The organism is Pseudomonas sp. IPO3749, assembly GCF_013386605.1.
Taxonomy (GTDB): Bacteria; Pseudomonadota; Gammaproteobacteria; order Pseudomonadales; family Pseudomonadaceae; genus Aquipseudomonas; species Aquipseudomonas azotoformans_A.
In genome coordinates, this window is the sequence record NZ_JACARN010000022.1 from 37,641 (window position 1) to 50,275 (window position 12,635).

Here is a 12,635-nt window from a genome sequence, read left to right on the forward strand (position 1 = left end):
GGTGATGGGAATATTGCACACCCCAGAGCCTGCCTTGAAATACCCCTTCAAGGCAAGCCCCCTTTAATCACCTGAACGTGTCACCTTGCGCCGCTTTTTCGAGCAGTAACGCCGGTGGCGTGAAGCGTTCGCCATATTGCTCGGCCAAGTAGCGGGCGCGGGCAATGAAGTCGTGCAGTCCATATTGGTTGATGAACTGCAATGCGCCGCCGCTCCAGGCCGCAAAACCAATGCCGAAGATCGACCCCACGTTCGCGTCCGCCGTGGACATCAACACGCCCTCCTCCACACAACGCACGGTCTCTATGGCCTGGATAAACAGCAGGCGGTCGCGCACATCCTGGGGCGAGATACGTTGGTCGGGCCGTTCAAAGCGGCTTTTCAGCTCTGGCCACAGGTATTTCTGCCCGCCGTTGGGATATTCATAGAAACCGCCCCCCGCCGCCTTGCCCACGCGCTTGTATTCGTTGACCAACAGATCGATGACCGCTGTCGCCGGATGTGTCGGCACAGCCTTGCCTTCCGCCTGCAGATCCTTGGCCGTCTGCTGCCTGATATGGCTCATCAGGCTGAGGGACACTTCATCCGATACCGCCAGCGGCCCCACCGGCATGCCGGCCTTGCGCGCCTCAGTCTCGATCATCGGCGCGGCCACGCCCTCACCCAGCATGGCGATGCCTTCGTTGGTGAAGGTACCAAACACCCGCGAAGTGAAGAAGCCACGGCTGTCGTTGACCACAATCGGGGTTTTCTTGATTTGCAGGACGAAATCGAAACCACGGGCCAGGGTTTCGTCGCTGGTACGCGCTCCCTTGATGATTTCCACCAGGGGCATCTTGTCCACCGGGCTGAAGAAGTGCAGGCCGATGAACTTGGCTTGATCCGGCACCGCCGCGGCCAGGCCGCTGATCGGCAAGGTGGAGGTGTTGGAGGCAATCACGGCGTCGGTGCCGACCACGTGTTGCGCGGCGGCTGAGACCTTTGCCTTGAGTTCGCGGTCTTCGAACACCGCTTCGATGATCAGGTCGCAACCGGCCAGATCATCATCGCTGGCCGTAGGAAGAATTCGCGCCAAGGTGGTTTCCCGCTGTTCGGCGGTCAATTGCCCACGGCTGACTTTCTTGTCCAGCAACGCCGCGGAATGCGCCTTGCCCTTCTCGGCGGCCGCCAGGTTGATGTCCTTGAGTACCACGTCGATACCGGCACTGGCGCTGACGTAAGCGATGCCTGCGCCCATCATGCCTGCACCGAGCACGCCGACCTTGCGCGTGACATAGGGTGCGAAACCTTGCGGCCGCGAACGGCCTGCGTTGATCTCATTGAGCTGGAACCAGAAGGTGCCGATCATGTTCTTCGCCACCTGCCCCGTCACCAGTTCGGTGAAATAACGGGTTTCGATCAGGTGCGCGGTGTCGAAATCCACTTGGGCGCCTTCGACGGCGGCGCAGAGGATTTTCTCCGGCGCGGGGAAACAGCCCTGGGTCTTACTGCGCAAAATCGAAGGCGCAATCGCCAACATCTGCGCAACTTTTGGACTCGACGGTGTACCGCCGGGGATCTGGTAGCCCTTGTTATCCCAAGGTTGCTTGGCGTCCGGATTGGCCAGGATCCAGGCGCGGGACTTGACGAGCAGCTCATCGCGATCCGCCGCCAGCTCATTCACCAGCCCGGCTAGTAACGCCTGTTGCGGCCGTACTTTCTTGCCTTCCAGCAGATACGGCAAAGCCTTTTCCAGCCCGAGCATGCGCACCATACGCACAACCCCGCCGCCGCCCGGCAGCAGGCCCAAGGTGACTTCCGGCAGGCCCAGCTGCACCGATTTGTCGTCCAGCGCCACACGGTAATGACACGCCAGGCAAATCTCCCAGCCGCCCCCCAGCGCCGCACCATTAATCGCAGCGACCACGGGTTTGCCAAGAGTTTCCAGGCGACGCAGTTGCGCTTTCAGTACCAGTACGCCGTCGTAAAAATCCTGGGCGTGGGCCTTGTCGACCTTGATCAATTCATTGAGGTCGCCGCCGGCGAAAAATGTCTTCTTGGCCGAGGTGATCACCACGCCGGCAAGGTCATCCTTTTCCGCCTCCAGGCGCTGCACTGTGGCCGCCATGGCCTCGCGGTACGCGCCGTTCATGGTGTTGGCGCTCTGGCCGGGCATGTCGAGGGTCAGCACTACGATGCCGTCCTGGCCTTTTTCGTAACGAATGGCTTGGGTCATGACTGATTCCTTGGGCTCAGAGGCGTTCGATAATGGTGGCGATGCCCATGCCACCGCCGACACACAGGGTGGCCAGGCCGTAGCGCTGCTGGCGCACTTCCAGTTCGTCGAGCAAGGTACCGAGGATGGCGCAACCGGTGGCGCCCAGCGGATGGCCCATGGCGATGGAGCCGCCATTCACGTTGACTCGCGCCGCGTCGATGCCCATGTCCTTGATGAACTTGAGCACCACGGAGGCAAAGGCTTCGTTGACTTCGAACAGGTCGATGTCTTCGACGCGCAACCCGGCCTTGGCCAGGGCCTTGCGCGTGGCGGGCGCGGGGCCGGTGAGCATGATGGTCGGGTCAGTACTGGTGACCGCCGTGGCGACAATACGCGCACGGGGTTGCAGGCCCAGCTCGCGGCCCTTGGCCTCAGAGCCGATCAACATCAACGCGGCACCATCGACGATGCCGGAGCTGTTGCCCGGTGTGTGCACATGGTGAATGCGCTCCACATGGCTGTAGACCCGCAATGCTGTGGCGTCGAAGCCCATTTGCCCCATCATTTCGAAGCTGGGCTTGAGCTTGCCCAAGCCTTCCAGGGTCGAGTCGCCGCGAATAAATTCGTCATGGTCCAGCAGCACTATGCCGTTCTGGTCCTGCACCGCGATCAGCGATTTATTGAAGGAACCGTCCGCCCGAGCCCTCGCCGCTTTCTGTTGGGAATGTAGGGCGAAAGTGTCGACGTCTTCACGGGTAAAACCTTCCAGGGTGGCAATCAGGTCCGCGCCGATGCCCTGGGGAGTGAAGTGGCTGTGCATATTGGTCTGCGGATCGAGCACCCACGCGCCACCGTCACTGCCCATGGGCACACGGGACATGGACTCGACGCCACCGACCACCACCAGGTCTTCGAAGCCGGAACGCACCTTCATCGCGCCCAGGTTGACGGCTTCCAGGCCTGAGGCGCAGAAGCGGTTGATCTGCACACCGGCGACGCTGATGTCCCAGTCCGCGACCAAGGCGGCGGTCTTGGCGATGTCGGCACCCTGGTCGCCTATCGGCGTTACGCAGCCGAGCACGATGTCGTCCACTTGATGGGTGTCGAGGTCGCTGCGCCGGGCCAGCGCCGTGAGCAGGCCGGCCACCAGGTTCACCGGCTTGACGCTGTGCAAGGCACCGTCGGCCTTGCCTTTGCCACGGGGCGTGCGTATCGCATCAAAGATCAAAGCTTGGGTCATGACGTCCTCGAACCGCTGTGCATGTGTGCCTCTACCTTAGGCCCGATTGACACGGTTTCAATGACGGATGCGCTCATTGCTTTTGACCCCCTCGCTCGGACGAACGGTAGTCTCCTAAGCTAAACGCCGGGTTAATCGTTTTAGCTGTCTAGCCAAGGCATTGGCGCCAAGATGGCGATATGCCTCATGCCTTTTTAAGCTGAAATGCTTATTAGCTGATATGAAATGAGTCTAAGCCACGAAGAACGAGGGCTCTAAGGTTGAATCAGTAGGAAGCCACTGCCGGGTTTTGCTGGAGCGGTTGTAAGAAAAGCGACACGTCATCTCGCCATACTGAAATAAAACCGGCACGCATTTGACGCTCAGGAATAACAACAAAAGGCAGTCAGCCATGTTCAAACATTCGAAAGTACGTCAGGCGGGACTCATTCTGTTCGCCACCACACTGATTCTGATCTTGCCCAACTTGACCAAGGTCATTGGGTGACCCCTCAACGCCCACATTCCGTGCCTTCACAGCACCGGGTTTGCAGCTTTTGGCAGCACCTGCCGGGACATTGCGCATAGCGGTCCTGCAGGGGCTGTCTTTTTGCGCGCCGATTTCCGGTATCGTGAGCGCCATCGCCACTTTACACCGGGCCTGCCTCTTGAAATCGATCTTCGCCCTCCTCGCCTTGCTGATCGCGCTTCCCGCTTCGGCAGCACAATTGACCATCGAACTCGACCATACCCACAAGACGTGGCAGACCGCTGACCTGCTCAAGCATCCGCAGGCGCAAACGGTGCAGATCGTCGATGACGTTTCCTACAAGCGCACCATGAGTTATCGCGCAGTGCCCTTGGCCGCGCTCCTACCGGGACTGAAACCTGAAAGCCACTTGCAGGCCGTTGCCCTGGATGGTTTCGCTGCCGAACTCACTGCTGCGCCGCTGCTGGAAATCCACGGTTCACGCGCCTGGCTGGCGGTGGAAGATCCTGCCCAGCCATGGCCTGCGCTGGCGGAAGGCAAACCGAGTGCAGGTCCCTTCTACCTGGTGTGGACCGACCCGCAAGCCGGGCACATCAGCCCTGAGCAGTGGCCGTTCCAGATCTCCGGGATCAAGCAGTTGAAGACGGTTGCCGAGCGCTTTCCCGCACTGTTGCCGGATCCAAAGCTGGCAGCCAATGACCCGATCAACCAAGGCTTTGTGCTGTTCCAGAAAAACTGCCTGGCTTGCCATCGCCTCAATGGCGCCGGCGATGCGCAGGTGGGGCCGGATTTGAACATTCCGTATAACCCCACCGAGTATTTCGGTGGTGATTTCCTCAAGCGTTATATCCGTGACCCGCAAAGCTTGCGGCATTGGCCGCAGGCGAAGATGCCGGCGTTTGCTGCCAGTGTATTGCCGGACGGCGAGCTGGATTTGTTGGTGGGGTATTTGAAGCATATGGCGGGACGTAAGCAGCAACCTTAAACATCGGGTGAGGAACCCTTGTGGCGAGCGGGCTCGCCACAAGGTCATTGCTGCTGGACGGAGATCACCGGCGTTGGCGCCACGAACACCTTGGCATGCATCTGCTCATGCCCACCGCCCCGACGCATCCCGCGCACCGGGCAGGCATCCAGGTAATCCAACCCCACCGCCAGCTTCAAATGCCGCTCCGGCCGCGCAAGCTGGTTGGTCACATCAAAGCTGTACCACGCGTCATCCAGCCAGGCCTCGGCCCAGGCATGGCTGGCCAGGTGCGTGCTGTCCTCCGAGTACAAATACCCCGACACATACCGCGCCGGAATTCCCAGGCTGCGCGCGCACGCCAGAAACGCGTGGGTGTGGTCCTGGCACACGCCCGCACGGCCGGCGAAAGCCTGGGCGGCGCAGGTGTCGACTTCGGTGGCGCCGGGCGTGTAGACCATCGCCTGGTTGAGCGCGTGCATCAGGTCGATCAACGCGGTGCGGTCACGACGTTGGTGGCACTGCTGGTCGGCAAACCCGCGCAGGGCTTCGTCGGGTTCGGTCAGGCGGGTGCAACGCAGGAACGGGAACGCCGATTGGTGCTCATGTTCGGCCTCGCGCAACTCGTCAATGTCCACCTGGCCACGGGCGCCGATGATGATGGCGTCGTGGGGTTCATCCAGGGTCAGCACATGCAGGATGTTGCCGAACGGGTCCACTTGGGCGCGAACCGGACGCGGCAGGTCGAGTTGCCAACTGAGTACGTGCTGGCGTTCGCTGTCGTGGGGCGTCAGGCGCAGGTACTGGATGCTGGCACGCACCTGGTCTTCGTAGTGGTAGGTGGTTTCGTGGCTGATGGAGAGTCTCATGCCGCCTCCAGGTAGGAACTGTAGATGGCGTCGCCCAACTGGCGGACCAAGGGGATAAAGTCGGTCAGCCAGGCGTGCAGGCCTTCCTCGAGGATTTCATCGATGGCGGTAAAGCGCAGGCGCGCGTCCATCTCGGCGGCCAGGCGCTGGGCCGGTCGACCGTTGAGGCCCGGCAGGCTGGCGAGGATCTGGTCGATCTCTTCGCTGCAGGCACGCAGTGAGCGCGGTACATCAGCGCGCAACAGCAGCAACTCCGCCACTTGCCGCGCGCCAGGGGCATCGCGATAGATCTCGGTGTAGGCCTCGAACGACGACAGCGCACGCAATAAGGCGCTCCACTGATAGTAGGCATGGGCGGTGCCATCGGTGACGGCTTCGGCGCGATCGCCGGCCATTTCATAGCGGGCGTCCAGCAGGCGCAGTGTGTTGTCGGCACGCTCGATAAAAGTGCCCAGGCGAATAAAGCGGAACGCATCGTTACGCATGATGGTGCCGTAGGTGGCGCCACGGAACAGATGGGAACGCTCTTTGACCCACTCGCAGAACCGGCTCATGCCATAGCGGCTCAAGCCCTGCTGGGCGATATCGCGAATATCCAGCCAGGTGGCGTTGATGTTTTCCCACATGTCGGCGGTAATTCGCCCACGCACCGCATGGGCGCTGGCCCGCGCAGCGCCGAGACAACTGTAGATGCTGGCCGGGTTGGCAGCATCCAGCGCAAAGAAGTGCAACAAGCGCTCGGCGTGCAGTTCGCCGTGGCGTTCGTGGTAATCCTCCAGGGTGCCGGTGATCAACAGCGGCATGGCCAGTTCGTGTAGGCCATCGCCGCGCCCGTCCTGGGGCATCAGCGACAGCGAATAGCTGACATCGAGCATGCGTGCGAGGTTTTCCGCACGTTCCAGGTAGCGCGACATCCAGTACAGGTCCGAGGCAGTTCGACTCAACATGGCATCAGTCCTCCACCACCCAGGTGTCTTTGGTGCCGCCGCCCTGGGACGAGTTGACCACCAGCGAGCCCTCACGCAACGCCACGCGGGTCAAGCCGCCGGGGACCACACGGGTTTCCTTGCCGGACAACACGAACGGGCGTAGGTCGATATGACGCGGCGCTATGCCGTTTTCGACAAAGGTCGGGCAGGTGGATAAACACAGGGTCGGCTGGGCGATATAGGCATGGGGCTTGGCCTTGATACGGGCACGGAAGGCCTCGATTTCTGCCGCAGTGGACGCTGGGCCCACCAGCATGCCGTAGCCGCCGGAGCCCTGGGTTTCCTTCACCACCAGGTCCGGCAGATTGGCCAGCACGTGGGACAATTCGTCGGGCTTACGGCACTGGAAGGTCGGAACATTCTTAAGGATCGGCTCTTCATCCAGGTAAAAACGGATCATCTCGGTGACGAAGGGGTACACCGACTTGTCATCCGCCACGCCGGTGCCGATGGCATTGGCCAATACCACATTGCCAGAGCGATAAGCCGCGAGCAGTCCCGGCACACCAAGCATGGATTCGGGGTTGAAGGCCAACGGGTCGAGGAACGCGTCATCCAGGCGACGGTAGATCACATCCACGGCCTTGGGCCCGTCAGTGGTGCGCATGAAGACGCGGTCATCGCGCACGAACAGGTCGGCGCCCTCCACCAGTTCCACGCCCATTTCACGGGCCAGGAACGCGTGCTCGAAGAACGCACTGTTGAAGCGACCTGGCGTCAGTACAACCACGCTCGGGTTATCCAGGGGGCTGGAGCTTTTCAAGGTGTCGAGCAGCAAGTTGGGATAGTGATCGATGGGCGCGATTCGCTGGGCGGCGAACAGCTCGGGGAACAGGCGCATCATCATCTTGCGGTCTTCGAGCATGTAGCTGACGCCGCTCGGTGTACGCAGGTTGTCTTCCAGCACGTAGTACGTGCCGTCACCGTCGCGTACGAGGTCGACGCCGGAGATGTGGGAATAGAGGTCGCGGTGCAGGTCCAGCCCCTGCATCGCCAACTGGTATTGCTCGTTGGCCAGCACCTGTTCAGCGGGGATGATCCCGGCCTTGATGATGCGCTGTTCGTGGTACAGGTCGGCGAGAAACATGTTCAGCGCCTTGACCCGCTGGATACAGCCGCGCTCGACAATCCGCCACTCGCGGGCCGGAATGCTGCGCGGGATGGTGTCGAAGGGAATCAACCGTTCCGTACCCTGCTCGTCACCGTAGAGCGTGAAGGTGATCCCGGCGCGGTGAAACAGCAAATCGGCTTCACGCCGGCGCTGGGCCAGCAATTCAGCAGGGGTTTCGGCCAACCAACGGGCGAACTCGCGGTAATGAGGCCTGACCTGGCCTGCCCCATCGTACATTTCATCGTAATAAGTGCGGATCATGCCGAACTCCTTGTCACCCGGGCGCTAGAACCATCGCAAGGCCCGTGCCAGCGGCATAAACACTTAAAAATCAGTGAGTTGAATTACAACCAGAATCCAGCCGCACCGTCCTGGTGCGCAGAATGCCCGGTGCATGGCCCGACGCTTCATCGCAATGCGGGCTTTGACTATCAACAGCATAGTCAGAGTTGATTTCACTGCCCGGCCAAGCCTGCGGATAATCGGCCCCATCTGCTGAACAGGACGCGTCCTACAGCTAATGCCTTCAAACCGTCGGTAATGTAGTGAATCGTGTACCGACCGTGCTCCCGGTCTTCCCTTTAGGCCACCCTCAATGGGTGGCTTTTTTTTTGGTGCAAAAAAGTGCAGGACTAGTTCCGTAAAATTTCTCACAGCACAAACAAAATCGGCCGACCCAAAGGTCAGCCGATACGCTGCGTTTCTCATACTTCAAGCTGCTACATGGGTAACCCACGCACCTCCTGCTTCACGCCCCATCCCTCAATGATCCCGCCCAGCGGCTCGACCACCGCCCCAAAGTCTTGCTCGAAGTCTCCAATGCCGTCGTAGGTAGCGGACATGATCTTGCTCAGCTCCAGGTACCAGGCGCCATCGTCGCGCGCACTGACCTGGGCATTCAGGGATTCCCCACGAAACTCACCCGCAGCCCGGCGCGCCCGTTCCTCATCCGGGAAAATGGCGTAGAACTCGATGGGGTGGAAACGCGAGAAGTCGAAACCGCCTTCTTTCATGCGGCGCAGAACGTTGGTGCTGATGTCTTCTTGATAGGCTGTGCTCATGAAAAGTGCTCCTCGAATTGATGGATAGACTTTCCGTGCTTCCCGAAGCCCACGCCTTACTGGCGTGGGAACTACGGCAACAACATCACCGCTGGAAAACAAGCATGTAGCTGACAAGACCAGAACTAGCGATTCATTCGCTGATCTCACTTGCAGAGTAGCGCGAAGCTATCACCTCCACCAGAGGTGCTTGAAGGGTGGACAGGGAATGTTCAGGCGGCGGGAGAGATGTCGAGGATCTGGATACTGTTCTGGTCTTTGAGGATCTTGACCGTAGGCTCGGGCTTGCGGCCCTCAAGGTCATTGAGGTCCAGCTCGGCGGCAACGGGCACCAGCTTGTTGCGAATCATGTGTGCCGCATCTTCGAGGCTGGGCTTCTGCTCGCAGGTGAACTGCTCGACGGACTTCACGCCGTGATCATCAACGAAGGTAATCTGCCACTTTTGCATCGGTGCCTCCTCGATAAAACCCGTGTGTGGGCTTACCTTTATCTGGACCTTGGGGGCTCGGCAAACGTTCCACCCAAGGTAGGAGACACCTGATCAGCTGCGCTTACTTCTCAGCGTGTTCTTTCAAGGCTTTCAAGGTGTTGAACGGCGCGTCCACCACGAACTTGTTGGCCAGCCACGAGGGCACGCTGCCGCCTGGCTCGGTGTGAACCTGGTAGGTGACTTCGGTCTGGTTGTCGCCCTTAGGCACCAGTTTCCAGAAACCGTCCACTTGGGCGACACGTACGTAGCCTTTTTCTTCAGGCTTGTAGGTCGGCACGCCTTCCAGCTTACGGGTCAGTGTGCCGTCGGCCGCCTTGGTGGTGGTGATGTGCAGGTAGGAATCACGATCCGTCACAGGGAACGGGGCTTTGAATTGGGTGTAGGTCCAGCTCTCGTCGCCTTTTTTGTCGACCAGCTTCTGGGATTTGCACTCGTGGATCCAGGCACAGGCACCGGCGACGTCTTCCTGGAGTGCGACGATTTTGGCTACTGGCGCCTTGATCACGGTCACACCGCGATACGCCTTGTATTTGGAGCCGGCAATTTCGCTCAGGGACACCTTGATACCGTCTTCGTCCTTGGCGACTTGCCAATCCTCAGCCTGGGCAGTGGCAGCAAACAACACCGTAAACCCGCACACCACAGCCATTCGTTTCAGCGAACCCATTGTTGTATTCCTTATTGTCGAAGTTCCGAAAAAAAGTTCCGATAGTAAAGCCCATCAAGCCGCCGTCATCTGCTCCCACCAGCCGATCAAGCGGATCGCATCGGCCTGGTCGGTGCCGCAGACCTCGAGATCCGCCTTGAAATCACTGCACACCGCCGGTCGCTCCGGTTGGCCGAAAATCTGGCATAGCAGTTCGACCGACAGGTGCACACAGCGAACACCCGCCGGTTTGCCCTGTGGCATTCCGGGTAATGGCGAACTGATGGAGGGGGCGATGCAGCATGCGCCACAGCCTTCACGGCAATTCATGACCAGCAGGTCCTCGACGACTCAATGTGGATGGCCGAGCTAGAGTACGCCCTAAAACAGCCGTTTTAAAATGGTCTAACAGGGGTTTTTCGCAGAAAACAAAAATGACTGACCAGTCTCCGACACATGGTCGGCGGTCGACGTCACCTTTGTAGGAAAAGTTTACTGCTTGAATTCGAATTCCAACGCTGCACCTTCCACTTCGCGCCGTTCTTCATTGCGCAACTGCAGCTTCATTTCATTGCTGAGCAAGCGGCCGTTGATCTGGAACGCGCTGTTGTCGGTGGGCTTCTCGCCGAACATCGGTGGCAACAGGGGCACACTTTTGGGTTTGGGCATGGTGCCGATAGGCTGCAAGTGCCTGACCATGTCCGACGGCAGCGACAGGTCCAACTGCGCCGGTGGCAATTGCGTCTGCGTCACTTCGCGAGACGCCTTGGACTTACTGGCCGCACGTTTCTTGGCGGCGGCGGTGGTTTTTTTCACCGCTGGCGCTTGTTTCACGGGGGCTGGTTTTTTCGCGGGGGACTTCTGCTCAGTACTGGCGGCGGGCTTCGTTTCGCTCACAGGGGCTGCCGCCAGCGCTGTGCCGACATTGCAAAGGCTTAACAAGCCAATCACCAAAACCGCGCGAACAATCGAAGTCATATTGCCTACAGCATTAACGGCAGAGGGCCATATGCTCGCTTGTTGTGCGCGGCATGACAAGCGCGGTGATTAGCGTACTATAGGATTTGTCCCCTTTCTGAGCGTCACAGTCCGGCGGCGGTTTCCTGGCAGAGCTGGCTCGCCAGCATCCCCAAGGTCATCAGCGCACGCTCTGCCTCGCGGTTCCACGGCGTACCGCAGTTGAGGCGAATACAGTGGTTGAACTGTTCGGTATTACTGAAAATCAGCCCCGGCGCAATGCTGATGCCCTGTTGCAGTGCACGTACGTGCAGTTCCTGGGTATTGACCCGTCCGGGCAAACTGACCCACAGGATGAAGCCGCCGGTCGGACGCGTCATCTGGGTGCCTTCCGGGAAATATTGCTGCACCGCCAGCTGGAAGGCGCTGAGGTTCTTGCGGTACTCCTGGCGGATGTAACGCAGGTGCCGATCATAACCGCCGTTTTCCAGGTACGCGGCGACACCCATCTGCGTGACGCTGCAGGCGGAGTGGGTACTGAACATCTGCAAGCGCTGGATTTCCTGCTGGTACTTGCCGGCGATCATCCAGCCGATGCGCACGCCGGGGGACAGCGTCTTGGAAAAACTGGAACAGTAGATCACCCGATCCAGGCGGTCATAGGCCTTCAGGGCCTTGGTGCGGCCCAATTCGAACATCAGCTCGCCGTAGATATCGTCCTCGACAATCTGGATATCGAAGTCCGACGCCAGGCGCAGCAACTGTTTCTGCCGTTCTTCGGGCATGGTGCCGCCCAGCGGGTTACTCAGGCGCGTGGTCAATACCAACGCCTTGATCGACCATTGGTTGGCCGCCAGTTGCAGGGCTTCCAGGCTCATGCCGGTGGACGGATCGCTGGGGATCTCGATGACTTTAAGGCCCAACAGATCGGCCAGTTGCAGCAAGCCGTAATAGGTCGGTGACTCTGCGGCAATCAGGTCGCCCGGCCGCGTCAGCACGCGCAGCGACATCTGCAAGGCATCGACGCAACCGTGGGTGATCACCACTTCGGAAGGGTCCACCACCACGCCCGCATCGCGCATGCGGATCGCCACCTGGCGGCGCAGCGGTTCAAAACCGGGGCTGAACATATAGCTGAATGCTCGTGGGCTCTGGAAGCGCGTGACTTTGGCCAGTTGCTGATGCAGCGCGCGTACCGGCAAGTAGTCCACGCTCGGCACGGCGGCGCCCAGCGGGAACACGCCTTCGCGGCGCGACTCGCCCAATACCTGCTGGATGATGCTGCTGCGGGTGACCAACCCCGGACGCTCAACCCGTGCAATATCCGGCGTCGGCGCGGTGAGCGCTGGCGTCTGGTGCACGTAATAGCCGGACTGCGGCCGCGCCCGGATCAGGCCCTGGTCTTCCAGGTTGGCGTAGGCCTGCAACACCGTGGCGTGGCTCACGTTCAACTGCGAACTCATCTTGCGCACCGAAGGCACGCGCTCGCCCGGTTGATAGACACCGCGCCGGATATCCTCAGCCAGTTGCTGGGCGATACGTTGGTAAAGCAACAGATTGGTCATGACGCAGCACTCGATTTCACGGGTATTTTATTTTTGTGTGAAACATACCGGCACAGTTTAGAAGTGTACGGGGACA

General features: G+C 60.1%; 12 protein-coding genes. 1 reads left to right on the forward strand and 11 read right to left on the reverse strand.

Annotated features, from left to right (window positions below; genetic code table 11):
• Nucleotides 1-67: 67 nt before the first annotated feature.
• Together HX812_RS11390 and HX812_RS11395 are read right to left on the reverse strand one after the other, a co-directional pair.
• Nucleotides 68-2,215, reverse strand: a complete 2,148-nt coding sequence (locus tag HX812_RS11390; RefSeq protein ID WP_038847075.1) for a 3-hydroxyacyl-CoA dehydrogenase NAD-binding domain-containing protein — start codon at nucleotides 2,213-2,215, stop codon at nucleotides 68-70.
• A 16-nt stretch (nucleotides 2,216-2,231) separates the two neighbouring features.
• Complete coding sequence (locus HX812_RS11395; protein ID WP_038847072.1) at nucleotides 2,232-3,437, reverse strand: acetyl-CoA C-acetyltransferase; 1,206 nt, start codon at nucleotides 3,435-3,437, stop codon at nucleotides 2,232-2,234.
• A gap of 647 nt (nucleotides 3,438-4,084) precedes the next feature.
• Here HX812_RS11395 and HX812_RS11400 point away from each other — a divergent pair.
• A complete protein-coding gene (locus HX812_RS11400) occupies nucleotides 4,085-4,891 on the forward strand; it encodes a cytochrome c (protein ID WP_038847079.1) in 807 nt (268 codons plus the stop codon).
• Between the two features lie 44 nt (nucleotides 4,892-4,935).
• On the opposite strand, the gene HX812_RS11405 is transcribed toward HX812_RS11400, so the two are convergent.
• The 9 genes from HX812_RS11405 to HX812_RS11445 all read right to left on the reverse strand — a co-directional run bounded on the left by HX812_RS11405 (nucleotide 4,936) and on the right by HX812_RS11445 (nucleotide 12,559).
• Nucleotides 4,936-5,739 (reverse strand): transglutaminase family protein, encoded by an 804-nt coding sequence (locus tag HX812_RS11405; protein ID WP_038847069.1) that lies wholly within the window; start codon nucleotides 5,737-5,739, stop codon nucleotides 4,936-4,938.
• Nucleotides 5,736-6,686 carry an alpha-E domain-containing protein gene (locus HX812_RS11410; protein WP_016979378.1) on the reverse strand — a complete coding sequence of 317 codons (951 nt, stop codon included), beginning with the start codon at nucleotides 6,684-6,686 and terminating at the stop codon, nucleotides 5,736-5,738. Before HX812_RS11410 ends, HX812_RS11405 begins: the two co-directional genes overlap by 4 nt.
• Before the next feature lie 4 nt (nucleotides 6,687-6,690).
• On the reverse strand, nucleotides 6,691-8,100 hold the full coding sequence (locus tag HX812_RS11415) for a circularly permuted type 2 ATP-grasp protein (RefSeq protein ID WP_038847066.1): 1,410 nt from the start codon (nucleotides 8,098-8,100) through the stop codon (nucleotides 6,691-6,693).
• A gap of 458 nt (nucleotides 8,101-8,558) precedes the next feature.
• The gene (locus HX812_RS11420) at nucleotides 8,559-8,900 is read right to left on the reverse strand and encodes a ribonuclease E inhibitor RraB (RefSeq protein ID WP_010208429.1); all 342 of its coding nucleotides are present in this window, start codon (nucleotides 8,898-8,900) and stop codon (nucleotides 8,559-8,561) included.
• 212 nt (nucleotides 8,901-9,112) lie between these two features.
• Nucleotides 9,113-9,349, reverse strand: a complete 237-nt coding sequence (locus tag HX812_RS11425) for a hypothetical protein (protein WP_025999984.1) — start codon at nucleotides 9,347-9,349, stop codon at nucleotides 9,113-9,115.
• A 103-nt stretch (nucleotides 9,350-9,452) separates the two neighbouring features.
• The gene (locus tag HX812_RS11430) at nucleotides 9,453-10,058 is read right to left on the reverse strand and encodes an START domain-containing protein (RefSeq protein ID WP_033901241.1); all 606 of its coding nucleotides are present in this window, start codon (nucleotides 10,056-10,058) and stop codon (nucleotides 9,453-9,455) included.
• 54 nt (nucleotides 10,059-10,112) lie between these two features.
• Nucleotides 10,113-10,367, reverse strand: coding sequence for a YkgJ family cysteine cluster protein (locus HX812_RS11435; RefSeq protein WP_016979374.1), 255 nt, complete (start codon nucleotides 10,365-10,367; stop codon nucleotides 10,113-10,115).
• Between the two features lie 162 nt (nucleotides 10,368-10,529).
• Entirely contained in the window at nucleotides 10,530-11,015 is a 486-nt protein-coding gene (locus HX812_RS11440; protein WP_038847062.1) for a hypothetical protein, read from the reverse strand.
• 104 nt (nucleotides 11,016-11,119) lie between these two features.
• Complete coding sequence (locus tag HX812_RS11445) at nucleotides 11,120-12,559, reverse strand: PLP-dependent aminotransferase family protein (RefSeq protein WP_015885400.1); 1,440 nt, start codon at nucleotides 12,557-12,559, stop codon at nucleotides 11,120-11,122.
• Nucleotides 12,560-12,635: the final 76 nt, after the last annotated feature.

Bases quoted from the DNA above. Each gene is read 5' to 3' on its own strand.
- HX812_RS11390 (WP_038847075.1), bottom strand. From the start codon at position 2,215: ATGACCCAAGCCATTCGTTACGAAAAAGGCCAGGACGGCATCGTAGTG.
- HX812_RS11395 (WP_038847072.1), bottom strand. From the start codon at position 3,437: ATGACCCAAGCTTTGATCTTTGATGCGATACGCACGCCCCGTGGCAAA.
- HX812_RS11405 (WP_038847069.1), bottom strand. From the start codon at position 5,739: ATGAGACTCTCCATCAGCCACGAAACCACCTACCACTACGAAGACCAG.
- HX812_RS11410 (WP_016979378.1), bottom strand. From the start codon at position 6,686: ATGTTGAGTCGAACTGCCTCGGACCTGTACTGGATGTCGCGCTACCTG.
- HX812_RS11415 (WP_038847066.1), bottom strand. From the start codon at position 8,100: ATGATCCGCACTTATTACGATGAAATGTACGATGGGGCAGGCCAGGTC.
- HX812_RS11420 (WP_010208429.1), bottom strand. From the start codon at position 8,900: ATGAGCACAGCCTATCAAGAAGACATCAGCACCAACGTTCTGCGCCGC.
- HX812_RS11425 (WP_025999984.1), bottom strand. From the start codon at position 9,349: ATGCAAAAGTGGCAGATTACCTTCGTTGATGATCACGGCGTGAAGTCC.
- HX812_RS11430 (WP_033901241.1), bottom strand. From the start codon at position 10,058: ATGGGTTCGCTGAAACGAATGGCTGTGGTGTGCGGGTTTACGGTGTTG.
- HX812_RS11435 (WP_016979374.1), bottom strand. From the start codon at position 10,367: ATGAATTGCCGTGAAGGCTGTGGCGCATGCTGCATCGCCCCCTCCATC.
- HX812_RS11440 (WP_038847062.1), bottom strand. From the start codon at position 11,015: ATGACTTCGATTGTTCGCGCGGTTTTGGTGATTGGCTTGTTAAGCCTT.
- HX812_RS11445 (WP_015885400.1), bottom strand. From the start codon at position 12,559: ATGACCAATCTGTTGCTTTACCAACGTATCGCCCAGCAACTGGCTGAG.